This is a genomic window from Streptomyces sp. NPDC058662 (genome assembly GCF_042716255.1).
Classification (GTDB): Bacteria; Actinomycetota; Actinomycetes; order Streptomycetales; family Streptomycetaceae; genus Streptomyces.
Window position 1 is genome coordinate 1 of record NZ_JBHXRU010000098.1, and the last position, 24,885, is coordinate 24,885.

General features: G+C 73.6%; 20 protein-coding genes. 8 read left to right on the forward strand and 12 right to left on the reverse strand.

Features of this window, described 5'->3' with window-relative positions; genetic code table 11:
* A partial coding sequence (locus ACFWUQ_RS26060; protein ID WP_384542575.1) for a PucR family transcriptional regulator occupies positions 1-517 on the forward strand: 517 nt, incomplete at its 5' end.
* 141 nt (positions 518-658) lie between these two features.
* On the opposite strand, the gene serA is transcribed toward ACFWUQ_RS26060, so the two are convergent.
* The 6 genes from serA to ACFWUQ_RS26090 all read right to left on the reverse strand — a co-directional run bounded on the left by serA (position 659) and on the right by ACFWUQ_RS26090 (position 10,382).
* The gene (gene serA, locus ACFWUQ_RS26065; RefSeq protein ID WP_384542578.1) at positions 659-2,248 is read right to left on the reverse strand and encodes a phosphoglycerate dehydrogenase; all 1,590 of its coding nucleotides are present in this window, start codon (positions 2,246-2,248) and stop codon (positions 659-661) included.
* Between the two features lie 273 nt (positions 2,249-2,521).
* Positions 2,522-3,523 (reverse strand): ketol-acid reductoisomerase, encoded by a 1,002-nt coding sequence (gene ilvC, locus ACFWUQ_RS26070; RefSeq protein ID WP_384542581.1) that lies wholly within the window; start codon positions 3,521-3,523, stop codon positions 2,522-2,524.
* Between the two features lie 101 nt (positions 3,524-3,624).
* Entirely contained in the window at positions 3,625-4,149 is a 525-nt protein-coding gene (gene ilvN / locus ACFWUQ_RS26075; RefSeq protein WP_384542584.1) for an acetolactate synthase small subunit, read from the reverse strand.
* A 32-nt stretch (positions 4,150-4,181) separates the two neighbouring features.
* Positions 4,182-6,068: an acetolactate synthase large subunit gene (locus ACFWUQ_RS26080; RefSeq protein ID WP_384542587.1), complete on the reverse strand. Its 1,887-nt coding sequence runs from the start codon at positions 6,066-6,068 to the stop codon at positions 4,182-4,184.
* A gap of 204 nt (positions 6,069-6,272) precedes the next feature.
* On the reverse strand, positions 6,273-9,194 hold the full coding sequence (locus ACFWUQ_RS26085; protein ID WP_384542590.1) for a putative bifunctional diguanylate cyclase/phosphodiesterase: 2,922 nt from the start codon (positions 9,192-9,194) through the stop codon (positions 6,273-6,275).
* Between the two features lie 240 nt (positions 9,195-9,434).
* Positions 9,435-10,382 (reverse strand): 2-hydroxyacid dehydrogenase, encoded by a 948-nt coding sequence (locus ACFWUQ_RS26090; RefSeq protein WP_384542593.1) that lies wholly within the window; start codon positions 10,380-10,382, stop codon positions 9,435-9,437.
* A gap of 73 nt (positions 10,383-10,455) precedes the next feature.
* Between ACFWUQ_RS26090 and ACFWUQ_RS26095 the strand changes: the two genes are divergently transcribed.
* From ACFWUQ_RS26095 to ACFWUQ_RS26105, 3 genes are all read left to right on the forward strand, one after another.
* On the forward strand, positions 10,456-11,463 hold the full coding sequence (locus tag ACFWUQ_RS26095; RefSeq protein WP_384542596.1) for an aldo/keto reductase: 1,008 nt from the start codon (positions 10,456-10,458) through the stop codon (positions 11,461-11,463).
* A 106-nt stretch (positions 11,464-11,569) separates the two neighbouring features.
* Entirely contained in the window at positions 11,570-12,904 is a 1,335-nt protein-coding gene (locus ACFWUQ_RS26100; RefSeq protein ID WP_384542598.1) for a PQQ-dependent sugar dehydrogenase, read from the forward strand.
* A 208-nt stretch (positions 12,905-13,112) separates the two neighbouring features.
* On the forward strand, positions 13,113-13,301 hold the full coding sequence (locus ACFWUQ_RS26105; protein ID WP_384542600.1) for a DUF6191 domain-containing protein: 189 nt from the start codon (positions 13,113-13,115) through the stop codon (positions 13,299-13,301).
* Between the two features lie 568 nt (positions 13,302-13,869).
* Here ACFWUQ_RS26105 and ACFWUQ_RS26110 read toward each other — a convergent pair.
* From ACFWUQ_RS26110 to ACFWUQ_RS26130, 5 genes are all read right to left on the reverse strand, one after another.
* A complete protein-coding gene (locus ACFWUQ_RS26110) occupies positions 13,870-15,321 on the reverse strand; it encodes an MFS transporter (protein ID WP_384542602.1) in 1,452 nt (483 codons plus the stop codon).
* An 82-nt stretch (positions 15,322-15,403) separates the two neighbouring features.
* Positions 15,404-16,099, reverse strand: coding sequence for a hypothetical protein (locus ACFWUQ_RS26115; RefSeq protein WP_384542604.1), 696 nt, complete (start codon positions 16,097-16,099; stop codon positions 15,404-15,406).
* An 86-nt stretch (positions 16,100-16,185) separates the two neighbouring features.
* Positions 16,186-16,737: a GNAT family N-acetyltransferase gene (locus tag ACFWUQ_RS26120; protein WP_384542607.1), complete on the reverse strand. Its 552-nt coding sequence runs from the start codon at positions 16,735-16,737 to the stop codon at positions 16,186-16,188.
* 38 nt (positions 16,738-16,775) lie between these two features.
* Positions 16,776-19,025, reverse strand: coding sequence for an MMPL family transporter (locus ACFWUQ_RS26125; RefSeq protein ID WP_384542610.1), 2,250 nt, complete (start codon positions 19,023-19,025; stop codon positions 16,776-16,778).
* A gap of 221 nt (positions 19,026-19,246) precedes the next feature.
* Positions 19,247-19,639, reverse strand: a complete 393-nt coding sequence (locus tag ACFWUQ_RS26130) for a signal peptidase I (RefSeq protein ID WP_384542613.1) — start codon at positions 19,637-19,639, stop codon at positions 19,247-19,249.
* 59 nt (positions 19,640-19,698) lie between these two features.
* On the opposite strand from ACFWUQ_RS26130, the gene ACFWUQ_RS26135 reads away from it, so the two are divergent.
* Positions 19,699-20,520 (forward strand): GNAT family N-acetyltransferase, encoded by an 822-nt coding sequence (locus ACFWUQ_RS26135; RefSeq protein WP_384542626.1) that lies wholly within the window; start codon positions 19,699-19,701, stop codon positions 20,518-20,520.
* Between the two features lie 128 nt (positions 20,521-20,648).
* Positions 20,649-21,149 carry a DinB family protein gene (locus tag ACFWUQ_RS26140; RefSeq protein ID WP_384542615.1) on the forward strand — a complete coding sequence of 167 codons (501 nt, stop codon included), beginning with the start codon at positions 20,649-20,651 and terminating at the stop codon, positions 21,147-21,149.
* A gap of 37 nt (positions 21,150-21,186) precedes the next feature.
* On the opposite strand, the gene ACFWUQ_RS26145 is transcribed toward ACFWUQ_RS26140, so the two are convergent.
* Positions 21,187-21,927 carry a siderophore-interacting protein gene (locus tag ACFWUQ_RS26145; RefSeq protein ID WP_384542617.1) on the reverse strand — a complete coding sequence of 247 codons (741 nt, stop codon included), beginning with the start codon at positions 21,925-21,927 and terminating at the stop codon, positions 21,187-21,189.
* Positions 21,928-22,004: 77 nt separating this feature from the next.
* Between ACFWUQ_RS26145 and ACFWUQ_RS26150 the strand changes: the two genes are divergently transcribed.
* Together ACFWUQ_RS26150 and ACFWUQ_RS26155 are read left to right on the forward strand one after the other, a co-directional pair.
* Positions 22,005-24,140, forward strand: coding sequence for a penicillin acylase family protein (locus ACFWUQ_RS26150; protein ID WP_384542620.1), 2,136 nt, complete (start codon positions 22,005-22,007; stop codon positions 24,138-24,140).
* Complete coding sequence (locus ACFWUQ_RS26155) at positions 24,137-24,739, forward strand: GNAT family N-acetyltransferase (protein WP_384542623.1); 603 nt, start codon at positions 24,137-24,139, stop codon at positions 24,737-24,739. Before ACFWUQ_RS26150 ends, ACFWUQ_RS26155 begins: the two co-directional genes overlap by 4 nt.
* Positions 24,740-24,885: the final 146 nt, after the last annotated feature.

Consider the following 24,885-nt stretch of genomic DNA (forward strand, 5'->3'; position numbering starts at 1 on the left):
GTCGGCGGCAGCCCGGCTGCTGCCGCCCGCGACCGGCGCGGGCGCGTCGGGCCGGGCGGGCGGCGCGACCGCCCCGGGGCCGGTGGGCGGCGCCGCCCACCGGGTGACCGCCGGTGTCGCGGACCCCGTCCGGACCCTGGCCGAACTGCCCGCGGCCTGGGAGCACGCGAGCGCCGCGGCGCGGGCGGCCCTCGCGCAGCCCCGGCTCGGACCGGTGGCCCGCTGGTCGGAGATCGGTCCGTACCGGCTGCTGGCGGCCCTGTCCGCCGACCCGGTGGACGACCCGGCGGCCCGTACCCTGCTCACCCCGCCCCACCGCGAACTGGCCCGCACCGCGGAGGTGTTCCTGGACTGCGCCGGCCAGGCGGGCCGCGCGGCGGCGGCTCTGGGCGTGCACCGCCAGACCCTGTACTACCGCCTCAACCGGGTGGAGCAGCTGACCGGCCTCGACCTCGACGAGGGCGAGGACCGCCTGCTCCTCCACATGGCGCTCAAGGCCTCCCGCCTGCACGGCTGATCCCGCCGGTCACCTCCGGGGGGCGGCCGACCGGGAACGGGCCGGCGGGTGCGGCCGAACGGCGCAACGGCGGTACCGCCGAACGGCCCCACGCGAAAGGGCCCGGGGTGTCCCCGGGCCCTTTCGCCTGTCTCACACGGATCAGCCGAGGCTGACCGTACGCGCCGAGACGGCGCCGATCTCGGCGGAGATGTCCGCGAGGACACCGGCCGGCACCTCGGCGTCGACCGTCAGCACGGCGAGCGCCTCGCCGTGCTCCTCCGCTCGGGCGACCTGCATGCCCGCGATGTTCAGGCCGGCCTCGCCCAGCACCCGTCCGACCGCGCCGACCACGCCCGGGCGGTCGGTGTAGCGCAGCACGACCATGTAGTCGGCGAGGGCCAGGTCCACGTCGTACTCGCCGACGCCGACGATCTTCTGGAGGTGCTTCGGACCCGCCAGCGTGCCCGAGACCGAGACCTCCTGGCCGTCCGACAGGGTGCCGCGGACGGTCACCACGTTGCGGTGGTCCGGGGACTCCGAGCTGGTGGTCAGGCGTACCTCGACGCCGCGCTCCTGCGCGAACAGCGGGGCGTTGACGTAGGAGACCGTCTCGTCGACGACGTCCTCGAAGACACCCTTGAGCGCGGAGAGTTCGAGCACCTTGACGTCGTGCTGGGTGATCTCGCCGTAGACCTCGACGTCGAGGCGGACCGCGACCTCGCCCGCGAGGGCGGTGAAGATGCGGCCGAGCTTCTCGGCGAGCGGCAGGCCGGGGCGGACGTCCTCGGCGATCACGCCGCCCTGGACGTTGACCGCGTCCGGGACCAGCTCGCCCGCGAGGGCGAGGCGGACCGACTTCGCGACCGAGACACCGGCCTTCTCCTGGGCCTCGTCCGTGGACGCGCCGAGGTGCGGGGTGCAGACGACCTGGTCGAGCTCGAACAGCGGGGAGTCCGTGCAGGGCTCCTTCGCGTACACGTCGAGACCGGCGCCGGCGACGCGGCCCTCCTTGATGGCCGAGTACAGGGCGGCCTCGTCCACGATCCCGCCGCGCGCGGCGTTGACGATGCGGACGGACGGCTTCACCTTGTGCAGCGCCTCGTCGCCGATGAGACCGAGGGTCTCCGGGGTCTTCGGCAGGTGCACGGTGATGAAGTCGGAGACCTCAAGGAGCTCGTCCAGCGTCAGCATCTTGACGCCCATCTGGGCGGCGCGCGCGGGCTGCACGTAGGGGTCGTAGGCGACGACCTTCATGCCGAAGGCCGACATGCGCTGCGCGACCAGGACGCCGATGCGGCCGAGGCCGACGACACCGAGGGTCTTCTCGCTGAGCTCGACACCCGTGTACTTGTTCCGCTTCCACTCGCCGTTCTTCAGGGCGGTGTTGGCCTGCGGGATGTTGCGGGCCGTGGCGACGAGCAGGCCGCAGGCGAGCTCGGCGGCGGTCACGATGTTCGAGGTCGGCGCGTTGACGACCATCACGCCCGCCTTGGTGGCGGCGGACACGTCGACGTTGTCCAGGCCGACGCCCGCGCGGGCGACGACCCGCAGCTTCTTGGCGGCGGCGATGGCCTCGGCGTCGACCTTCGTCGCGGAGCGGACGAGGATCGCGTCGACGTCGGCGATCGCGGGGAGCAGCTCCGCGCGGTCGGCTCCGTTGACGTGCCGGATCTCGAAGTCCGGTCCGAGTGCGTCCACCGTGGCGGGCGACAGCTCTTCGGCGATGAGTACGACAGGTTTCGAGCTCACGTGGTCCTCACAAGTCCAGTGCGGACGGCCGTCCCGACGGCCGCAGGCGGTGGAGGGGGTAGCCGCGTGGAAGACGCACGACACTGTGGGCCTGACGCGTATGTGTTGAGCAGTGTAGTGGCGCGGACGGACCGAATTTCCGCCTGTACGGAAGGATCACTCGTCCGTGGTTGGCCGGGGTGGACAAGCCGGGCGGGCGGAACCCCGCCGCCGGGCCGGTCCCCAAAGCGCGGCGGGGCCGGAACACGTCGTTCCGGCCCCGTCGGCGGCCGATCAGCTCTCGTCGTTGTCGACCCAGCTCATCAGCTTGCGGAGCTTCTTGCCGGTGGTCTCCAGCAGGTGCTCCTCGTCGGCCTTCTTGTACTCGTTGTACTTCGGCAGACCGGCCTTGTACTCGGCCATCCAGGTGTTGGCGAACTCGCCGCTCTGGATCTCCGCGAGGACCTTCTTCATCTCGGCCTTGGTGGCGTCGGTGATGACGCGGGGGCCGGTGATGTAGTCGCCCCACTCGGCGGTCTCGGAGACCGACCAGCGCATCTTCTCCAGGCCGCCCTCGTACATGAGGTCCACGATGAGCTTGAGCTCGTGCAGGCACTCGAAGTACGCGATCTCCGGCTGGTACCCGGCCTCGGTCAGGGTCTCGAAACCGGCCTTGACGAGGGCGGAGGCGCCACCGCAGAGGACGGCCTGCTCACCGAACAGGTCGGTCTCGGTCTCCTCGGTGAAGGTGGTCTTGATGACGCCGGCGCGGGTGCCGCCGATACCGGCCGCGTACGAGAGCGCGAGCGCGAAGGCGCTGCCCGAGTGGTCCTGCTCCACAGCCGCGATGCAGGGGACGCCGCGGCCCTCCTCGTACTGGCGGCGGACCAGGTGGCCCGGGCCCTTCGGGGCGACCAGGGCGACGTCCACGTTGGCCGGGGGCTTGATGAAGCCGTAGCGGACGTTGAAGCCGTGGCCGAAGAAGAGCGCGTCGCCGTCCTGGAGGTGGTCCTTGATGGACTCCTCGTAGATCTCGGCCTGCAGCGGGTCCGGGGTCAGGATCATGATGACGTTCGCCCACGCGGCGGCCTCGGCCACGGGGACGACCTTCAGGCCCTGCTCCTCGGCCTTGGCCTTGGACTTCGAGCCCTCCTTCAGGCCGACGACGACGTCGACGCCCGAGTCACGGAGCGACAGCGCGTGGGCGTGGCCCTGGCTGCCGTAACCGATGACCGCGACCTTGCGGCCCTGGATGATGGACAGGTCGGCGTCGTTCTCGTAGAACAGCTCGGCCACTGGGATATCTCCTTGGTGCGCTGGTGTTGCACCCACCGTACGGCGGGGAACGGAATCTGAGTTTCTCGGTCTCGCGATGCGAGCGGTCGGACCCGGCGGGGTCAGGCGCTGCGGTCGAGCGCGCGCAGGCTGCGGTCCGTGATGGACCGCCCGCCGCGCCCTATGGCGATCGTGCCGGACTGCACGAGCTCCTTGATGCCGAAGGGCTCCAGCATCTTGAGCATGGCGCCCAGCTTGTCGGTGCCGCCGGTGGCCTCGATGGTGACGGCGTCCGGGGACACGTCGACGGTCTTGGCGCGGAACAGCTGGACGATCTCGACGATCTGGGAGCGGGTCTCGTTGTCGGCGCGGACCTTCACCAGGACGAGTTCGCGCTCGATGGCGTTGTGCGCCTCCAGCTCGACGATCTTGAGCACGTTGACCAGCTTGTTGAGCTGCTTGGTCACCTGCTCCAGGGGGAGGTCCTCGACGTTCACGACGATGGTGATGCGCGAGATGTCGGGGTGCTCGGTGACGCCGACCGCGAGGGAGTCGATGTTGAACCCGCGGCGGGAGAACAGCGCGGCGATCCGGGCGAGGATGCCGGGCGTGTTCTCGACCAGGACGGAGAGCGTGTGCTTGGACATGTGAGTCGTTCTCTCTCTCAGGCTCTCTCGGCTCAGTCGTCTTCGTTGTCGCCGAAGTCGGGGCGGACGCCCCGGGCTGCCATGACCTCGTCGTTGGAGGTGCCGGCGGCGACCATCGGCCACACCATGGCGTCCTCGTGGACGATGAAGTCGATCACGACCGGGCGGTCGTTGATCGCGTTGGCCTCGGCGATGACCTTGTCCAGGTCGGCCGGGTCCTCGCAGCGCAGCGCGACACAGCCCATGGCCTCGGACAGCTTGACGAAGTCCGGGACGCGCGTGCCCTTGCGGGGGGCGGTGGACTCGCCGAGCTGGGAGCCGACGGTGCCGTGGCCGGTCTCGTCCGCGTGCAGCACCGTGTTGGAGTACCGCTGGTTGTAGAACAGCGTCTGCCACTGGCGGACCATGCCCAGGGCGCCGTTGTTGATGATCGCGACCTTGATCGGGATGTTGTTCAGCGCGCAGGTGACGAGTTCCTGATTGGTCATCTGGAAGCATCCGTCGCCGTCGATCGCCCAGACCGTGCGCTCGGGCATGCCGACCTTGGCGCCCATCGCGGCCGGGACCGCGTAGCCCATGGTTCCGGCGCCGCCGGAGTTCAGCCAGGTGCGGGGCTCCTCGTACTGGACGAAGTGCGAGGCCCACATCTGGTGCTGGCCGACGCCGGCCGCGTAGACGGTGCCCTTCGGCGCGAGGGCGCCGATCCGCTCGATGACCTGCTGCGGCGAGAGCATGCCGTCCTCGGGCAGGTCGTAGCCCAGCGGGTAGGTGTCGCGCCAGCGGCTGAGGTCCTTCCACCAGGCGCTGTAGTCACCGGCGTTGCCGTCGGTGTGCTCGGCCTGGACGGCCTGGATCAGGTCGGCGATGACCTCGCGGGCGTCACCGACGATCGGGACGTCGACCGCGCGGTTCTTGCCGATCTCGGCCGGGTCGATGTCCGCGTGGATGATCTTCGCGAAGGGGGCGAAGCTGTCCAGCTTGCCGGTGACGCGGTCGTCGAAGCGGGTGCCCAGCGCGATCAGCAGGTCCGACTTCTGCAGCGCGGTGACGGCCGTGACCGCGCCGTGCATGCCGGGCATGCCCACGTGCAGCGGGTGGCTGTCGGGGAAGGAGCCCAGCGCCATCAGGGTGGTGGTGACCGGGACCCCGGTCAGCTCGGCGAGGACCTTGAGCTCGGCGGTCGCGCCGGACTTCATGACGCCGCCGCCGACGTACAGGACCGGGCGCTTGGACTGGCAGATCAGCTTCGCGGCCTCGCGGATCTGCTTGGCGTGCGGCTTGGTGACCGGCCGGTAGCCCGGGAGGTCCTGGGTGGGGGGCCAGCTGAACGTGGTGCGCGCCTGGAGGGCGTCCTTGGCGATGTCGACCAGCACCGGGCCCGGGCGGCCGGTGGAGGCGATGTGGAAGGCCTCGGCGATCGTCCGCGGGATGTCCTCGGCCCTGGTCACCAGGAAGTTGTGCTTGGTGATCGGCATGGTGATGCCGACGATGTCCGCCTCCTGGAAGGCGTCGGTGCCGATCGCCTTGGAGGAGACCTGGCCGGTGATCGCGACGAGCGGGACGGAGTCCATGTGCGCGTCGGCGATCGGGGTCACCAGGTTGGTGGCGCCCGGACCCGAGGTGGCCATGCAGACGCCCACCTTGCCGGTGGCCTGCGCGTAGCCCGTGGCCGCGTGGCCGGCCCCCTGCTCGTGGCGGACCAGGATGTGACGGACCTTCTGCGAGTCCATCATCGGGTCGTACGCGGGGAGGATGGCGCCGCCCGGGATGCCGAAGACGGTGTCGCACCCCACCTCTTCGAGAGAGCGGATGAGGGACTGCGCACCCGTGATGTGCTCAACGGCGGCGGACTGGTGTCCTCCGGAACGGGGCCGCGGCTGCGGATGGTGGGCCCCGGTGGCCTGCTCGGTCATCGGCATTCTCTTCTCGAAGCTGAGGGTTTCACGAGGATTCGACTCTGTGCCAGTGCAACAAAAAACCCCTCGTGCCGGGAGGCAGGCGAGGGGAGCGCGTCGGGTGCGTTGAGCGGGGACATGCTGGTCCCGGCTTCAGCCGACGCGCTTTCCAAGTACGAGAATTCGGGTGCGCATGGCATTGACCCTCCCTCCGGCGGGAGGTGGATGTCAAGTAGGTGGGACGGGCGTCTCATTATGTGAGCCTCTGCGGATGACCATCGAGCCACCGGGGGAGCCTCCGGCCAACGCCGGTTGGGCCGCTCCGCCCGGTACTGGGAACGTACCGCGCACCAGCGCGCGGCGCAGCCTGTACTCGTCGAGGGGGCCGGAGAAGGCCGTCCCCTGTCCGTGCGTGCAGCCCATCGCGCGCAGCGCCATGACCTGCTCGGGCAGGTCGACCCCGTCGGCCACCGAACGCATGCCCAGGTCGTTTGCGATCCGCAACAGCCCTGCGGTGATCTTGTGCAGGCGGGCGGACTCGGCGACCCCTTCCACCAGCCCCCGGTCCAGCTTGAGCATGTCCACGGGCAGCCTGCGCAGGGCGCTGATGGCCGCGTAGCCGCTGCCGAAGCCGTCCAGGGCGATTCCCACCCCGAGCCGGTGCAGGGCCGTCAGGCGCCGCTCCAGGTCGTCGAAGGGCACTCTGGGGTCGGAGACGGCGAGCTCCAGGACCAGGGCGCCCGAGGGCAGCCCGTGGCGGGTCAGCAGCGCCTCGACGGAGGCCAGGGGCACGGCGCGGTCCAGCAGCCGCTGGGCGGTCATCCGGACCGCGACCGGGACGTCGTGCCCCGCGCGGTGCCGGTCGGCGGCCTCCTCCACGGCCTCCTCCAGCAGCCATCGCCCCAGCTCGGCGGTGCGTGAGGCGTCCGGACCGGCGGTGGCGGCGCCCTCGCTGTACTCGGCGACGCGCAGGAACTCCGCGGGGGTGAAGAGGATGCCCTGGGCCGAGCGCCAGCGGGCCGTGGCCGCCACGGCCGCGATCTCCCCCGTGGCCAGGGACACCACGGGCTGGTGCAGCAGCGCGAACTCCCCGTCGTGCAGCGCGGTCCGCAGCCGGCCCGCCAGCTCGGCCCTGCGGACGACTTCGGCCTGCATCTGCGGCGCGTACAGCTCGACGCGGTCCTTGCCGCCCGCCTTGGCCCGGTACATCGCGAGATCCGCGTTGCGCATCAGGTCCGAAGGGGTGATGCCGGGGTCGGCGAAGGCCACCCCGATGCTGGCGGCGACCCGGACCTCGCTGCCCGAGATCCGGTACGGCTGGGAGAGGGTGGTCCGCAGCCGCTCGGCGATCTCGTGCACCTGGTACTCGCGGGCGCCGCGGTCGCGGCTGCCGTCGCCGATGATCAGTGCGGCGAACTCGTCCCCGCCGAGGCGGGCCGCGGTGTCCCCCGCCCGGACCGAGTCCTGGAGCCGGCGCGCGGCCTCGACGAGCAGCTCGTCGCCGGCCTGGTGGCCGATGGTGTCGTTGACCGCCTTGAAGCCGTCCAGGTCGATGAAGAGCACGGCGGTGCTGTGGTCCCCCGATCGGCGGCCGCTCAGGGCCTGGCGGACGCGGCGGGTGAACAGGGCGCGGTTGGGGAGGTCGGTCAGCGGGTCGTGCTCCGCGCTGTGCTGGAGCTGGGCCTGGAGCCGGACCCGCTCGGTGACGTCCCGGCTGTTGAGGATGAGCCCGCCCTGGTGGCGGTTGACGGTCGACTCCACGTTGAGCCACTCGCCGTCGCCCGACGCGAACCGGCACTCGATGCGCGTGGTGGGCTCGTCCGCGGGCGGCGCGGCGAGGAACCGGCGCACCTCGTGGACCACGCGGCCGAGGTCGTCCGGGTGGATCAGGGTGGCGAGCTCGGTGCCGATCAGTTCCTCGGCCTCCCGCCCGTACACCCCGGCGGCGGCGGGGCTGACGTAGCGCAGGGTCCCCGTCGGCGCGGCGATCATGATGACGTCGCTGGAGCCCTGCACCAGGGAGCGGAAGTGGTTCTCCTTCTGGGCCAGTTCCTGGGTCAGGGCGATGTTGTCGAGGAGCATGATGCCCTGCCGGATGACGAGGGCGAGCACCACCGTGCAGCCGGTGAAGACGACCATGCGGTCGACCTTGCGGCCGTCCACGACGTTGTAGAGGATCCCGAGGGTGCACACGGCCGCCGCGAGGTACGGGGTGAGCGCGGGCAGCGAGCCGCTGATCGGGCGGCTGTGCGGGCGTTCCGCGCGCGAGGGCCCGGGCGGCTCCGGGGGCGGGTGCATGCGCCGGGCGCCCCAGGGCGCGTACGCGAGCAGCAGCGAGCCCGCGAACCAGCCCGCGTCGAGGAGCTGTCCGGACTGGTACCCGGCGCTCAGCAGCGGGGAGGTGAAGAGGGCGTCGCTCAGCACGGTCAGGGCGAGCGCCGCGATGGCGGTGTTGACGGCGGAGCGGTTGGTCTCGGACCGGCGGAAGTGCAGGACCAGGACCATCGAGACGAGCGCGATGTCCAGGAGCGGGTAGGCGAGGGAGAGCGCGGCGCGCGGGACGCTGCCGGGGGCCCCGGACTGGGCGGTCTGCGCCGCGTGGGCGAGGGCGAGGCTCCAGGACAGGGTGAGGAGCGAACCGCCGATGAGCCAGGAGTCGAGTCCCAGGCACACCCAGCCGGCGCGGGTGACCGGGCGTTTGGCGAGGACGAGCAGGCCCACGATGGCGGGCGGGGCGAAGCAGAGGAAGGCGAAGTCGGCGAGGGAGGGTTTGGGCACGTCCTGCCCGAGGACCACCTCGTACCAGCCCCAGACCGCGTTGCCGCAGGCACCCATGAGGGAGGAGAACGCGAAGAGCAGCCAGGCGGGACGCTCACGCCGGTCGATGGCCCGGGCGTAGGAGTAGCAGGAGACGGCGGCGAGCAGCCCGGCCGCGCTGAGTCCGAAGTCGCCCATGATCTCGGCGACTTCCTCCGATCCCCAGTTGAGGGCGGCGCCCACCGCGTACCCTCCGCTGATCACCGCGAGGAGGAGCTGCGTCCCCAGCCCCCGGCCGCTTCCCGGGACCGTCGGCCGGTTCAGGAGCGCCGCCCCCGGGGCACTCACCGGTCCCCCTCGCCGGCCGGTTCCGGTGCAGCCCAGTCTCGGCATCGTCGCCTCCGGCGGCTCTGCCGCATCGGATCCTTCGCCCATTGGCCGTGCATCGCCCGTCGCCCCCCAAAGTGTCCGATCACTCCCCAGCGCCAGACGTTCGCGGCGCAGCCCCTGGTTCCGGACGATACACCACTTTCGTCACTCAGGGACATAGTTGCTCTACTCTCCGTTACCACCTGGGGGAGTTGAGCCCACCTTGCGCATTCGGGTGACTCCGGAGCGTACGCGGCGCACGGGTCACTCGGTGATCATTACCGTGTGCTCCACGGGCTCCCCCGCGGCGAACCGGGTCAGCTGGCGGGCGATCATGCGTTTGGCCCGCGGCTCGAACGCCGTGCTGCCGCCGCCCACATGGGGGGTGATCAGGACACCGGGCGAGCGCCACAGCGGGTGGTCGGCGGGCAGCGGTTCCGGGTCGGTGACGTCGAGCGCCGCGCGCAGCCGGCCCGATTCGACCTCTGCCAGCAGGGAGTTGGTGTCGACGACGGGTCCCCGTGCCACGTTCACGAGGAGGGCGCCGTCCTTCATGCGGCTCAGGAACCCGGCGCCGGCCAGGCCGCGGGTGTCCTCGGTCAGGGGGGTGGTGAGCACGACCACGTCGGCGTCCGGCAGCAGCCCCGGCAGGTCGGCGAGGGCGTGCACCTCGCCCCGGCCGGTGGTGCGCGCGGTGCGCGCGACGCGGGTGATCCGCTCGCACTCGAAGGGGGCGAGCCGGTCCTCGACGGCCGAGCCGATCGATCCGTAGCCCACGATCAGCACCGACTTGTCGGCGAGGGCGTCGTGGACGCCGAAGCGCCACCGGCCGCGGTCCTGGTCGCGGACCATGCCGGGGATGCCGCGCAGGGAGGCGAGGATCAGGGCGAGGGCGAGCTCGGCGGTGCTGGCCGTGTGGACGCCGGCGGCGTTGCACAGGCGGACGCCGGGGCGCAGGGCGCCCACGCCGCCGAGGATGTGGTCCACGCCCGCGGTCAGGGTCTGGACGACCCGGACCGCGGGCATCCCCGCCAGCGGGCGGACCGTGACCTCGGAGGACGCCATGTAGGGGGTCACGTAGAAGACGCAGTCGGCGGGATCGGCCGGGAAAACCTCCTCGCCGTCCCACTGGCGGTAGCGGAAGACGTCGGGGAGGCCCTCGATCTCCCGGGCGGGGAAGGGGAGCCAGACGTCCCCGGTCGGTGCGGTCATGATCACGAGGCTATGCCAAGGCATCTTGATCAAGCCGTTATTTTGATTGCCGGACCGGGAGGGGGACGCGCGAGTGGAGCGCAGGTCGATCGGGGCGGGGGCGCTGGCGGTGGGCGCCATAGGCCTCGGCTGCATGCCGATGAGCTGGGGGTACGCCCCTTCGCGCCGCCGGGGCGCGGAGTCGCTTGCCGCTGTCCACACGGCGCTCGACCTGGGGTCGAACCTGCTGGACACGGCGGATGTCTACGGGCCGTACACCAACGAGCTGCTGCTCGGACGGGTGCTGCGGGAGCGGCGTTCGGACGCCTTCGTGTCCGCGAAGGTGGGGCTGCGGGCGGGCGAGCAGCATGTGGTGGCCGACGGGCGGCCCGGCTATGTGCGGCGGGCGTGCGACGCCTCGCTGCGGCGGCTGCGCACCGACGTCATCGACCTCTACCAGCTGCACCGGGTGGATCCGGACGTGCCGGTGGAGGAGACCTGGGGGGCCATGGCGGAGCTGGTCGGGGCCGGGAAGGTGCGGGCGCTCGGCTTCTGCGCACTGGGCGCGGGCGCCGGACCGGGGGCGGGCCGGGGCGGGGACCCGGCGTACCGGGCGACGCTGGGGTACCTGGAGCGGGCGCAGCAGGTGTTCCCGGTGAGCGCGGTCCAGGCGGAGCTGTCGGTGTGGTCGCCGGAGGCCGCCTGGCAGCTGCTGCCGTGGTGCGCGGCGCGGGGGGTGGGGTTCCTGGCGGCGATGCCGCTGGGCAGCGGGTTCCTCACCGGGACGCTGACGCCGGGCGGGGGCTTCGAGTCGCAGGACGCGCGGGCGCGCCACCCCCGGTTCACGGCCGAGGCGATGGCCTCGAACCAGGTGCTGGTGGCGGAGTTGCGCCGGGTGGCGCGTCGGCACGGCCCGGAGGTCACGGCGGCCCAGGTGGCGCTGGCGTGGGTGCTGGCGCAGGGCCCGCAGGTGGTGCCGGTGCCGGGCGCGGACCGGGCGCACTGGGCGGCGGAGAACGCGCGGGCGGCGGAGGTCCGGCTCACGGCCGGGGACCTGGCGGCGGTGGCCGCGCTGCCGGCGGCGGTGGGCGCCTGGGACTGACCCGGCAACCACTCGATCGGGTGTACGAGTGGTGGAACTTCGATGGGTGCCGTGGGTGTTGAGACGGGTGGAGGGCACGATCGGAGGACCGGAAGGGAGCACGGCGATGCGATACGCGGGGCGGCGGTACGCGGGGCGGTACGGGCGGGTGGCGGGGCAGGGGCCCGGGTCCGTCGGGGCGTACGGGTCCGGGGCGGAGTACGGGCCGGCCGGTCAGGGCGGCGCGGCGTTCGGCCGCGGGCGGTACGGGGCCGGGGGCGCGCGGCGCGGACCGGTGCTGGCGGCGGTCGCGCTGGTCGGATGCGGGGCACTGCTGGCGGCGGGGTGCTCCCCACCGGGCGGCAGCGGCGCCGGGCCGGGATCTTCACCCCCGGCCGCTACCGGGGCGGGCTCCTCGGGCCCCCCGGGAAGCGCGTCCGCCTCGCCGCGGGCCCCCGCTCCGCCCGCGACGGGCTCGGTGGCGGTGACCGGGGAGGCCGCCAAGGGGTTGGAGTCCCCCTGGGGCGTGGCCCCGCTGCCGGGCGGGGACCTCCTCGTCGCCTCGCGCGACAAGGGCACGATCAGCAGGATCGCCTCGGGCTCGGGCGCGGTGACCCGGATCGGCGAGGTGCCCGGGGTCGATCCGGGGGGCGAGGGGGGACTGCTCGGGCTCGCGCTGTCGCCGAACTTCGCCGCGGACCGGCTGGTGTACGTGTACTTCACGACGGCGTCCGACAACCGCATCGCCCGACTGCGGTACGACGAGCGGAAAGCCGCCGGACAGCAACTCGCGGCGCCGGACACGGTGTTGCGGGGCATTCCCAAGGGCCTGGTCCACAACGGCGGACGGATCGCCTTCGGCCCGGACAAGATGCTCTACGCGGGGACGGGCGAGACCGGGGAGACGGGGCTGGCCCAGGACAGGAAGTCGCTGGGCGGCAAGATCCTGCGGATGACGCCGGACGGGGATCCCGTGCACGGCAATCCTGAGGCCGATTCGGTCGTGTACTCCTACGGGCACCGCAATGTGCAGGGCCTCGCCTGGGACGGGGAGAAGCGCCTGTGGGCCGCCGAGTTCGGCCAGAACACCTGGGACGAACTGAATCTGATCGAACCCGGCGCGAACTACGGCTGGCCGGAGGCCGAGGGCAAGGCCGGCAAGCCCGGCCTGCGGGACCCGGTGGCGGTCTGGGACCCGGGCGAGGCCTCGCCGAGCGGCATCGCGTGGGCGGAGGGCTCGGTGTGGATGGCCGGTTTGAAGGGCAACCGGCTGTGGCGGATCCCGCTGTCCGGGACGGAGCCGGTGGCGCGGCCGGAAGCCTTCCTGGAGGGGAAGTACGGCCGGCTGCGGACGGTGGTGGCGCTCGGCGGGGACAGACTCCTGCTGGTGACGAGCGAGACGGACGGCCGCGGGTCGCCGGAAGCGGGCGACGACAGGATTCTGACCCTGACGGTTCGATGAGGCGGCGGGGCCGTGGGGGCGGCGCTTCGATGAGGCAGCGGTTCGGTGAGGTGGCGCTTCGGTGAGGCGGCGATTCGCATAGCCGACGCTTCGATGAGCAGGCGGTTCGATGAGGCGGTAGCCCGAGGAGGCGGCGGGGCCGTAGTGGCAGCGGGCCGTTGAGGCGGGGTTCGATGGACGGCTGAGCCCTGCGAGGGCGGAGAGTGCGGTGGGCGCGGTGTTCAACCCGATCGAGGAACTGTTCAGTCCCGGACGCAAGCACACGGACGAGGAGAGCAAACGGCTGGAGTTGTCGCGGACCGACGTGGGTGACGGCGACCCGGGGTGGGGTCCCGTGGACCTCGACTCCGGCACGGTGGTCATACGCGTCGAGGAGCCGGCTCCGGAGGGGCGCTGACGGGGACGGGCACTGCGAGGGCTGCGGCCGGTGCGCGACATCGGCCGTCCCGCCGCGTCCCGCGACGCCCCCTCGGCGGGTGTCCGAGAGGCGTGCACAGCCGCCGTGTGCGGGGTACCGCTCCCGAGCCCGGCCGCCCGAGGCGAGCCGTCGCCCGGGGGTGGCCCACCGCCTATGGAGACGCACCCGCCCGGGCGCCCGAGGCGAGCCGTCGCGCGGGGGTGGCCCACCGCCCATGGAGACGCACCCGCCCGACCGCCCGAGACGGGCCGTCATGCGGGAGCGGCCCACCGCCCTCGGAGACGGCTCCCGCCCTGGCGCCCGAGGCCAGCCGTCGCGCGGGGGTGGCCCGCCGCCCTCGGAGACGCACCGCCCGGGCCGAGCCGTCGCGCGGGAGCAACCCACCGCCTTCGGAGACGGCTCCCGCCCGGGCGGTCGAGGCCGGCCGTCGCGCGGGGGTGGCTCGACGGCCCGCGCCCTGGCACCGGGGGCCGGCCGTCGCGCGGGGGTGGCCCGCCGCGTTCGGAGATGCTCCTGCGCGGGCGCCCGGGGTGGGCCGTGGCGTGGCCTACGGGCGGGGGCCGGGGGTTCTTGCGCGGGGGGCGGGGTGGCCGCGGGGCGGGTGGTGGCCGCGGATCAGGGGGGCGAGGGCGGCCGCCGCGGCGAGGGCCGTGAGGGCCGCCACCCTCAGGACGGCCTCGATCGCCGGCCCGTCGGCGGCGGCCCGGGCCGCCGAGCCGCTCAGGGCCTCCAGGACCGCGGAGGCCACGGCCACCGCGACGGCTCCGAGCAGGACCAATGAGGTGAACACCAGTCCGGAGGCGGCGGCCAGGCGCCCGGCGGGTACGTAGGCCTGGGTGGCGACGCTGGTCAGCGCCCATCCCAGGCCGAGGCCGAAGCCCACGACGGCGAACACGGCCGTGTAGAGGGCGAGGGAGGTGATCCAGGTGAGGACCAGCAGGCTCGCCCCGCTCAGGGCGAGTCCCGCCGCCATCAGGACTTCCGGCCGGCGGCGCAGCGCCAGGTGCCCGGAGCGGAGACTGGCCGCGCCCGCGCCCACCGAGAGGGCGAGGAAGACCAGCCCCGCGTCCAGCGGGGACAGGCCCCGGGCCTGCTGGAGGTAGAGCGCGCACAGGACGGCGACCAGGCAGTAGACGATGTTGGAGACGGAGCCGACGGCGGTGACGGTCACGAAGGGCCGGTTGCGCAGCATCGAGAGGTCCAACAGGGGCTCGGGGGTGTGCCGCTCGATCACGAGGAACGCCACGAGCAGGGCCGCGCCGGACACCGAGCAGACCAGGCCGGCGGGCGATGTCCATCCCCAGCGGCCGCCCTGGTCGACGGCGAGCATGACCGCGGTCAGCCCGCCCGCGAGGGTGACCGCGCCGGGCAGGTCCAGCCCGCCGGCCGCCCGCTCGTCGCGGGTGTCGGCGACGCAGCGCAGCAGCAGGAACGCCGCCGCCGCGCAGACGGGCACGTTCAGCAGGAAGACGGCGCGCCAGCTGAGGTGCTCGGCGAACACGCCGCCGACGAAGGGCCCCAGCGCGGTGCCGATGGCGCTGAAGGCCAGCACCGTGCCGACGGCCCTGCCCTGCCGGTCGTCCCGGAAGTGGGCCGTGACGACGGCGACCGCGACGGGCAGGACGAGTGCCGCCGCCGCGCCCTGGATGACGCGGCCCACGACCAGCCAGGGCACGTTCTGCGCCGCCGCGCACACCACCGAGACCACGGCGAAGCCGGTCAGGCCGCAGACCATCACCGAGCGCCTGCCGTGCAGGTCGGCGGCCCGCCCTCCAATGATCATGAAGGCGCCGAGGGTCAGCATGTAGCCGCTGACCAGCCACTGGAGGTCGGTGGTGGGCGTCGCGAAGTCCCGGGCGATCGCCGGCAGCATCAGGTTGAGCGCGAACCAGTCCATCTGGACCAGCAGCATGGCGAGGGAGGCCGCCGCGATGACCGCGCGGTCCCGCCCCGCGAACAACGCGCGCCCGTGTGCCTCGCCGTGCTTGAAGGGATCCATGCGGCTCCCATCCGCGCCCTCACCCGTCCGCGCCCTCACCCCATCGTGCGCCCCGTGCGGCGCGAGGGCGCGGTCAGCCGGCTCAGGCCGCCGGGACCGAGGGCAGCGGCAGGAAGTACATGACGGCGAAGACCACCACGCCGAGCGCGGCGAGGACGACGGCGGCCCACGCGACGGCGCGGACCCACGTGGCGAGGGTGCGGCCGGGAGCGCCGAAGGCGGGGCTGGCCAGTACAAAGACGGCGATGAGCAGCGCGATCGTGGCCAGCACGCCGTTGGTGAGCGCGGTGAGGTGCCAGGCGTCGCCGTAGAGGGCGGATATCTGGTCGGCGGGCGGCGCCGACTTGTTGCCCTCGATCTGGCCGATGAGGGTCTGCCGTTCGGCCAGGACACGCGAGACCCAGCTGCCGCTGAGGGCGACCAGGCCCAGGCCGGCGGCGACGACGGCGGAGGCCGCGGAGGCGACGCCGGAGGTCTTCGCCGCGGCCTCGTCCAGGTCCTCGTCGAAGTCGCCCTCGTCCAGGTTCTCGTCGGCGTCGGTGACGGCGCCATCCGCGGGGACGGCGCCGTCCGCGGGGACGGCGTCGGCCGCGGGGACGGCGTCGGCCGCGGGGACGGCGTCGGCCGCGGGGACGGCGTCGGCCGCGGGGACGGCGTCGGCCGCGGTGTCGCTGCCGGCGGCGGCCTCGGCGGGCCGGGCGGCCTCGCTCTTCGTGAGGTCGGCCGGGGTCTTGTCCGCCTCGGGGGCGTTCGGGGCGGGGGTCTTGGTGGTGTCCATGCGACGCACCGTAGGCGCCCTGTCTGAGAGGTTCATGAGAATCCGCCGGACCGGCCCCGCGGCGGCGGCCGGGGGTTGCGATCCGCCTACCGCCCGGCGGCGGCCCACTCGTGGGCGAGGATCGCCCACACCTCGGTGTCCTGGCGGACGCCCCGGTGCAGGTAGTTCTGCCGCATGACGCCCTCGCGGGTCATGCCGAGGCGTGCGGCCACGGCGAGGCTCTTCGTGTTGGCGGCGGAGGCGAGCCACTCCACGCGGTGCATGCCGCGCTCGCCGAAGGCGTGGTCGAGCAGGACGCGGCAGGCCGCGGTCACCAGGCCCCGGCCGGCCGCCGCGGGCTCCAGCCAGCAGCCCATCTCGCAGTTGCCGGCGGCGGCGTCGAAGGTCCGGAACAGCACGCCGCCGACGAGGGTGCCGTCGACGCGGATCCCGTAGATGCGCCCGCCGTCGGCGGCCGTGCGCTGCGCGTAGTTCGCGAGGAAGGCGCGTGCCGCGTCGAGGTCGGTCGCGACGTCGGGCAGGACGATGTGCTCGCCTATGTACTCGCGGCCCCGGTCCATGTGGGCCAGGAACTCCTCGGCGTGCCGGACCTCCAGCGGGAAGAGCTGGGCGTCGTCAGCGAGGGCGATCGAGAACATACGGGGCTTCCTCGGGTCTCGTACGGGCGGATGCCGGATCAGCGGGACGCTGCCGCGGGCTCGGCGCCGTCCGTGCTCGGGGCGGGTTCCGCGCCGGGCCGCTGCGTCGGAAGTTTCGCACGCGGGCGGTGTTCCGGGGGTTCGATGCTGATCCTCGGCAGCCTCCGGTCGAGCCAGGCGGGCAGCCACCAGTTCGCGCCGCCGAGCAGGTGCATCAGGGCCGGGACGAGGAGGGTGCGCAGCACGAAGGCGTCCAGGGCCACGGCGGCGGCGAGCGCGATGCCGAACATCGCGATGATGCGGTCGCCGCTGAGGACGAAGGCGAGGAAGACCGCGATCATGATGACCGCCGCGGAGTTGATCACCCGGCTGGTCTCGGCGAGGCCGACCCGTACGGCCCGCCGGTTGTCGCCGGTCTCCAGCCACTCCTCGTACATCCGGCTGACGAGGAAGACCTGGTAGTCCATGGACAGTCCGAACAGCACGGACACCATGATGACGGGCAGGAACGGTTCGATCGGTCCGGCGCTGCCCAGGCCCAGCGGTTCGCTGCCCCAGCCCCACTGGAAGACCGCCACGACGACGCCGAAGGAGGAGGCGACGGCGGCGACGTTCATGACCGCGGCCTTGACCGGGATGCCGATGGAGCGGAACGCCAGCAGCAGGAGCACGCAGCCCAGGGCGACGACCACCGCCACGAAGAGCGGCAGCTTCCCGACGATGACCTCGGCGAAGTCGTCGTAGCCGGCCGTCACCCCGCCGACGTGGACCCGCATCGCACTGCCCGCCCCGGCGCGCGGGACGACCTCCGTGCGGAGGGTGTCGACGAGGTCGCTCGTGGCCCGGGACTGCGGGGCGGTGTCCGGTACGACGGTGATCGCGGCGGTGTCGCCGGCGCGGTTGAGCACGGCCGGGCCGGCGGAGGCCACGCCGTCGGTGGCGCGCAGCGCGTCGGTCAGCCGGGTGAGCGCCGGCCGGTCACCGGGGCCGTCGAGGCGGACGACGACGGTGAGCGGGCCGTTCGTGCCGGGGCCGAATCCGTCCGCGAGCAGGTCGTAGGCCTGGCGGGTGGTGGAGTGCGCCGGGTTGTTGCCCTGGTCGGAGGTGCCGAGGTGCAGGAACAGTGTGGGGAGAGCGAGCACGGCCATGACCGCGGTGGCGACCGCGCCGAGCAGTTTGGGACGGCGCTCCACGAAGGCGGACCAGCGGACGGCGAAGCCGGTCGCCCGCTGCGGCGCCGGGCCCTCGGCGGCCAGCCTGCGCCGCTCGCGGCGGGACAGCGCGCGCATGCCGATGTACGAGAGCAGGGCGGGCAGCAGGGTCACGGAGGCGGCGACGGTCAGCACCACGGTCACGGCGGCGGCTATGGCGACGCCGTTGAGGAAGTTCAGCCGCAGGACCAGCATGCCGAGCAGGGCGATGCAGACGGTGGCCCCGGCGAAGACGACGGCCCGGCCGGTGGTGGCGACGGCGTCGCGGGCCGCTTCCTCGACCGGGAGCCCGCGGGCGAGGCCCTTGCGGTGCCGGGTGACGATGAAGAGGGCGTAGTCGATGCCGACGCCGAGGCCGATGAGGGTGCCGAGCATCGGGGCGAAGTCGGCGACGGGCATGGCGTGCCCGAGCAGGGTGATGCCGAAGTAGGCGGTGCCCACGCTGACCAGGGCGGTGGCCAGCGGCAGCAGGCTCGCGGCGAGCGAGCCGAAGGCGAGGTAGAGGACCAGGGCCGCGACGGCGACGCCGATGACCTCGGCGAGGTGGGCGGTGGGGGCTTCGGTGAGGGCGATCGCGCGCCCGCCGAGCTCGACCTGGAGCCCGCCGGCCTCGGTGGCCGGATTCTTCGCCGCGTCCACGACGGCCTCGGCCTGGGCCCTGGGGACGGCGTCGGCCGCGAGGTCGAAGGTGACCACGGCGTAGGCGGTGCGTCCGTCGCCGCTGATCTGCGCGGCGCTCTCGGGCTGGGGCCCGTAGGGTCCGCCGACCGAGCCGACGCCGGGGAGGGCCGCGACGCTCTCCAGGGCGCGGGTCATGCGCCGCTCGATGTCCGGGGTGCGGACGCTGAGACCGTCCGGGGCCCGCCACACGATGGTGCCGGTGTCTCCGCCCTGGCCGGGGAACCCCTCCCGCAGGAGCGCGGCCGCCCTGCCGGACTCGGTACCGGGGACCTCGTAGTCGGTGGAGAACGCCGTTCCCGCCGACACGGCGGCCGACGCGGTCCCGCCGAGTGCGAGCAGCCAGATCAGGACAACGAGGAGGCGGTGGCGCATGCACCACCGCGCGATTGCTGCCAACGGACGTGCTCCCTGGTGGTTCGGATCTTCACCGGGGGAAAGCCCGTCGCAAAGAACGCCTGAACTCGTGAACTCGTGAACTTCTGCGGGACCGGACGCGGCCCGGAGGGTCTCCACCGGGGTGCGGCGCGGATGGTCCGCAGGGTAACAATCCCAGCGTTTCGTGATCGTTGACCCGATTCGTGTGCATTGTCACAGGGGCCGGAGTGCCCCTGCCCGGGTCACCGCGGCGGGGGGCCCTCCGGTTCGTCGACCCGGTAGCCCGGCACGGAGGGCCAGCGGACGGTGAGGACCACCGCGTCCTCCTCCGCGTACCAGGAGTGGTCGACGCCGCGCCCCCACACGACGTAGTCCCCCTGCTCGGCGAGGACCACGCTGCGGCCGGGGAACTCCATCCGGAAGCGGCCGCTGATCAGCACCAGCAGCGCGGTGCGCCGCTCGGCGGTCGCCCACCGCTCCCGCTCGTCGCCCTTCGGGTGGACGCCCCACTTGATCTCCACGTCCTCGCTGTGGCGCGGGTCGCCGGGGTCCTTGAAGTGGCCGAGCAGCCAGCCCCGGTCGGCGGCCGCGTCCGGGGCGGCCCGTCCCGTGTAGATGGTGGAGTCGTCGTTCACGGGCCGAGGCTAATGCAGTTGTGGCGCCCGACCGGACCTGGTGGTCTGGGCCGATGACAATGGAGCACGGGGAACTGCTGGGGATCCGGGACGAGTACGACGCCTGGATGCGCCGCGACGCACGGCCGGACACCGGGCACGCCAGGGTGGAGCGGGTGGGCCCGGTCGTGCGGCAGACGGTGGTCGGCGGCGCGGGGGCCGGGGCCGGGTGGAGCGGCGTGCTGTGGTCGGACCTCGACGAGGACACCGCGGACGGTGAGATCGCGGCGCAGGTGGCGTACTTCGCCGGGCGCGGGGCGCCGGAGTTCGAGTGGAAGCTCTACGGGCACGACCGGCCCGCGGACCTGGGGGACCGGCTGCGCGCCGCGGGCCTCGTCGCGGAGCCCGCCGAGACGCTGATGGTGGCGCGGGTGGCGGATCTGGCGGACCTGCCGGTGGATCCGCCGGAGGGCGTCACGGTACGGGCGGTGACGGACCCGGCCGGAGTGGATCTGATGATGGAGGTCCACACGCGGGCCTTCGGGGCGGAGCAGCCCCGCATCCGGGAACTGATGCTCACCCTGCTGCGCGAGGAGCCGGGCAGCATCGCGGCGGTCCTCGCGATGGCGGGCGACACCCCGGTCAGCGCGGCCCGGATGGAGATGCGGCCCGGAAGCCCGTTCGCGGGGCTCTGGGGCGGCGGCACGGTGGCCGAGTGGCGCGGGCGGGGGATCTACCGGGCGCTGGTCGCCCACCGGGCTCGCGTGGCGGCCGAGCGCGGCGTCCGCTACCTCCAGGTGGATGCCTCGGCCGACAGCCGGCCGATCCTGGAACGGCTGGGCTTCGGGGTGCTGGGCGTGACCGTGCCGTACGTCTGGACGGCGGGCGGCGGGCCCGCCTGAGGGCGGTACGGCGCCGGTCGGGCCGCGCGCGGCAGCGGAGCCGGCGCCGGTCGGGCGCCGCGCGGGAGCGGAGCCGGCGTATCCGGGCGCCTTGCCCGGCCCCGGCGCGCGGGGGCAGGATGGCGCGCATGGAACGCATCAGCCCGCCCATGAGGGGCGACGAACGCGAGACCCTCCGGGCCTACCTCGACTACCACCGGGCCACCCTCGCCCTCAAGTGCGAGGGCCTGACCGACGAGCAGTTGCGCCGCGCCTCGATGCCGCCGTCCACCCTGTCCCTGCTGGGGCTGGTCCGGCACATGGCCGAGGTCGAACGGCACTGGTTCCGGCGCGTGCTGAACGGCGAGGACCTGCCCCACCTCTGGTCGGACACCCACGACTTCCAGGCCGCCTACGACGCCTGCGGCTCCGGCCGGGCGGAGGCCTTCGCCGCGTGGGAGGCCGAGGTCGCGCACGCCCGCCGCATCGAGGCCGCCGCCGCGTCCCTGGACGTCGCGGCGTACGCGCCGGGATGGGACGAGGAGGCCTCCCTGCGCCTGCTGATGCTGCACCTCATCCACGAGTACGCCCGGCACAACGGCCACGCCGACTTCCTCCGCGAGGCGATCGACGGCGCCACCGGGGCCTGACCCCCGGGAGGCGCCGGGCGGAACCGGGAGGGTCGGTTCAGCCTCCGGTGCCCGGCCGCCAGTAACCGAGGCCGTTCACCCGCTGCTTGGGCAGGCCCAGTTCCTTGCGCAGGTACGCCGTCAGCGTGCGCGTCGTCGCCGTGTCGCAGGCCAGCCAGACGTACGCGCTCTCCGGGTCCGCGACCAGCGCCGGGAGTTCGGCGCGGACCCGGTCGACCAGGGCCGTGCCGGCCCGCGCGACGCGGCGGACGTCGTGGCGGTCCGCGTCGGCGCGCAGCGGCAGGTCGGCGTCCGACGCGTGCTGCGTCTCCAGCCAGACCGTCGCCGGGGTCGCCGGGTGCGCGTCCAGCAGGGAGTTGACCGCGGGCAGGGAGGCGGGGTCGCCGATGACCAGCAGGCGCTCGGGCGCCGGATCCGGCGCGGTGAACCCGGTGCCCTGGACGGTGGCGTCGATGGTGTCGCCGACTGCGGCCGTGCGCGCCCACTCGCTCGCGACGCCGTCGTGCAGGGCGAACTCGAAGGAGAAGGTGCCGGCCTCCGGGTCGGGGTCCACCAGGGTGTAGGCGCGCTGGTGCGGCTTGCCCGCGCCCTGGAACCACACCCGGACCCACATGGTGGGGTGCAGGGAGTCCCCGGCCGCCGCCAGGAGTCCGCCGTCCGTGAAGTGGACGCGGCGGTAGTGCTCGGTGACGTCCTGCGCCCCCGTCACGGTGAACGTGAAGTCCTTGCCCCGCAGGAGCTTGAGGACCACGCCCTCCCACCCTTTACCGACCGCCATGTTCGACTCCTCCCCAGACATCTCTATATAGTTAGGTCAGCCTAACCTAATGCACCCTGGGGAAGAGTGTGAGCAGCGTGAACAGTGTGAATGACGCCCACGAGGTCTACCGCGACGCGTGGGGCGTTCCGCACGTCCGCGCGCGCGACAGCCTCGGGCTCGCGTTCGCCCAGGGCCGCGTCACCACCCTCGACCGCGCCTGGCAGTTGGAGGTCGAGCGCCACCGCGCCGAGGGGTCGAGCGCCGCGTTCCTCGGCGCGGAGGCGGTCGCCTGGGACCGGTTCGCCCGCCGCAGCCGCCTCGCCGACACCGCCCGCCGCTGTTACGAGGCGCTCGACCCGGAGACCGCCGCCTGGGTGCGCGCGTACGTGGACGGGGTCAACGACGGGCTGGCCGAGGGCGCGGCCCGCGACGGGAACTTCGCCCGCACCGGCCACACCCCCCTGCCGTGGGAGCCGTGGGTTCCGCTCGCCGTCTGGACCGCCACCCACATTCTGTTCGCCGGCTTCGCCACCAAGCTGTGGCGCGAGCGCGTGGGCCGCGCCCTCGGCGACGACGCGGTGACCCTCTTCGCCACCGACGGCCCGGGCACGGCCGGCAGCAACGGGTGGCTGGTCCCGGGCGACCGGACCGCCTCGGGCGCCGCGATCATCGCGGGCGACCCGCACCGATTCATCGAGAACCCGGGCGTCTACCAGCAGATACGCCTGTCCTGCCCGGAGTACGACGTACTCGGCCTGGCCGTTCCCGGCGTCCCCGGCCTGGCCCACTTCGGACACGCGGGCGGCGTCGCCTGGGCGATCACCAACGCCATGGCCGACTACCAGGACCTGTACGTCGAACAGCTGCGCCGCGGCGAGGGCGGCACGGTCGAGGCGCTGGGACCTGACGGCGTGTGGGAGCCCGCGCACCGGCACGTGGAGACCATCACGGTGGCGGGCGCCGAGGACGTCGACGTGGAGGTCCTGGAGACCGCCCGCGGCCCCGTGATCACCGGCGGCGTCCCGGACGGGACCGCCGGCTCCGACGCCCCCGCCGCGGCAACCGCCGCCGGAGCAGCCGGAGCCGCCGGAGTCGCCGCGGAGCAGACCCTCTCCCTGCGCTACCCGCCCCGCGTCCGCCGCGACCTGGGCTTCGCCGCCCTGCCCGCACTGCTGCGCGCCCGCACCGTCGCGGACGTCGACCGGGCCCTCGACGGCTGGGCGGAGCCCGTCAACGTGGTCCACGCCGCCGACTCCGAGGGCGGCCTGCTGCACCGCGTCGCGGGAGCCGTTCCGCTGCGCGACCCCGCCAACCGGCTGCGCCCGGTGCCCGCGTGGGACGCCCGGTACGCCTGGCGGGGCTGGGCCGAGACCCCCGTGGAACCGGTCCAGGGCTTCGCCGTCATGGCCAACGCGCGCGGCATCGCCTCCCCGCTCGGCGTGGAGTTCGCGCCCCCGCACCGCGCGAACCGCATCCGCGAGCTGCTGAGCGGCTCCGCGGACTGGTCCCCGCGGGCGATGGCCGACGTGCACGGGGACACCCACCTGGCCTCCGCCGCGCCGCTGCTGGCGCTGCTGCCCGCGCTCGGCGGCCTGTCCCCCGCGGCCGCGTCCCTGCGTACCCGGCTGCTCGCCTGGGACCGGCGCATGGCGGCCGACTCCACCGACGCGACCGTCTTCTCGGCGTTCCGGGCGGCGACGGTGCGCCACCTCGCCGCCGATCCCGCCTTCGCGGGCCTGGCGGGAGCGCCCGGCGGCCCGGAGGTGTTCCATCCCTGGCTGTACCTGCTCCCCCGCGTCGGGTACGCCCTGGAAGGCCTGCTGACGACCTCCCTCCTGCCCGGCCTCGACCGCGCCGCGCACGTCCGCGCGGCCCTGGAGGAGACGGCCGCCGCCGCGGCCCCCGACACGCCGTGGTCCGAGGTCCACCGCCTTGCCCCCTGGTCGGCGCTCCCGGACGCGCAGGCGCGGTGGCCCGGGCTGGGCGGCGACCACGACTGCGTCAACGCCACCTCCTCCGTTCCCGGGTTCACCGACCTCAGCGCCCGCGCCTCGGCCGCCCGCTACGTCTGGGACCTCGCCGACCGCGAGGCCAGCCTCTGGGCGGTACCGCTGGGCGCCGACGGCGTGGCCGGATCACCCCACCACCTCGACCAGCTGCCCCTGTGGGCCCGCTGCGAACTCGTCCCCGTCGTCACCGACTGGGCCCTCCTCACCAAGGACTCCAGATGATCTCCACCAGACAGCCCGTGCACACCCAGGTCGTCGAGGGCTTCGGCACGGTCACCCTCACCCCCGTCGACCCGGCCGCCGACTCCGTTCTGATCCACAGCTGGGTCACCGAGGAGCGGGCCCGGTTCTGGGGCATGGGCGACGCCGACCGCGAACTGGTGCAGGAGATCTACGAGGACGTCGACCGCCGCACCACGCACCACGCGTACATGGTCAGCCGCGACGGCGAGCGGGTGGCGCTGTTCCAGTCGTACGACTGCGCGGAGGACCGGGTCAGCGAGTGCTACGAGGTCCGCCCCGGCGACATCGGCGCGCACCTGCTCGTCGGCCCCGTCCAGGGCGCCGCGGAGCCGGGCTTCACGGGCGCCCTCATGGAGGTCTTCATCGGGTTCGTCTTCTCGGACCCCGCGGCGCGCCGCGTCGTCGTGGAGCCGGACGCCCGCAACGAGAAGGCCGTCGCGCGCATGGAGCGCGCGGGCTTCACCCTGGGTCCGGAGGTCGAGCTCCCGGAGATCGACCTCCCCGAGGTGCACCTCCCGGCGAAGCGCGCCCGCCTCGCCTTCTTCGAGGACCCGGAGCCGGTGTCGCGGCACCGGTGACGACCACCGGCGCGGCGGCCGGGGCCCGGTCGCCGCGCCGGGCGACGGCCGGGGCTCGCGACGGACGAACCTCGCGACAGACGAAGGGGCGGTGCCCGGGTCTCCCCGGGCCCCGCCCCATCGGAAGGGCCGCGTCGGCGGCCGCT

Bases quoted from the DNA above. Each gene is read 5' to 3' on its own strand.
- ilvN (WP_384542584.1), bottom strand. From the start codon at position 4,149: ATGTCCAAGCACACGCTCTCCGTCCTGGTCGAGAACACGCCCGGCATC.
- ACFWUQ_RS26080 (WP_384542587.1), bottom strand. From the start codon at position 6,068: ATGCCGATGACCGAGCAGGCCACCGGGGCCCACCATCCGCAGCCGCGG.
- ACFWUQ_RS26085 (WP_384542590.1), bottom strand. From the start codon at position 9,194: ATGCCGAGACTGGGCTGCACCGGAACCGGCCGGCGAGGGGGACCGGTG.
- ACFWUQ_RS26090 (WP_384542593.1), bottom strand. From the start codon at position 10,382: ATGACCGCACCGACCGGGGACGTCTGGCTCCCCTTCCCCGCCCGGGAG.
- ACFWUQ_RS26100 (WP_384542598.1), top strand. From the start codon at position 11,570: ATGCGATACGCGGGGCGGCGGTACGCGGGGCGGTACGGGCGGGTGGCG.
- ACFWUQ_RS26110 (WP_384542602.1), bottom strand. From the start codon at position 15,321: ATGGATCCCTTCAAGCACGGCGAGGCACACGGGCGCGCGTTGTTCGCG.
- ACFWUQ_RS26115 (WP_384542604.1), bottom strand. From the start codon at position 16,099: ATGGACACCACCAAGACCCCCGCCCCGAACGCCCCCGAGGCGGACAAG.
- ACFWUQ_RS26120 (WP_384542607.1), bottom strand. From the start codon at position 16,737: ATGTTCTCGATCGCCCTCGCTGACGACGCCCAGCTCTTCCCGCTGGAG.
- ACFWUQ_RS26135 (WP_384542626.1), top strand. From the start codon at position 19,699: ATGGAGCACGGGGAACTGCTGGGGATCCGGGACGAGTACGACGCCTGG.
- ACFWUQ_RS26140 (WP_384542615.1), top strand. From the start codon at position 20,649: ATGGAACGCATCAGCCCGCCCATGAGGGGCGACGAACGCGAGACCCTC.
- ACFWUQ_RS26145 (WP_384542617.1), bottom strand. From the start codon at position 21,927: ATGGCGGTCGGTAAAGGGTGGGAGGGCGTGGTCCTCAAGCTCCTGCGG.
- ACFWUQ_RS26155 (WP_384542623.1), top strand. From the start codon at position 24,137: ATGATCTCCACCAGACAGCCCGTGCACACCCAGGTCGTCGAGGGCTTC.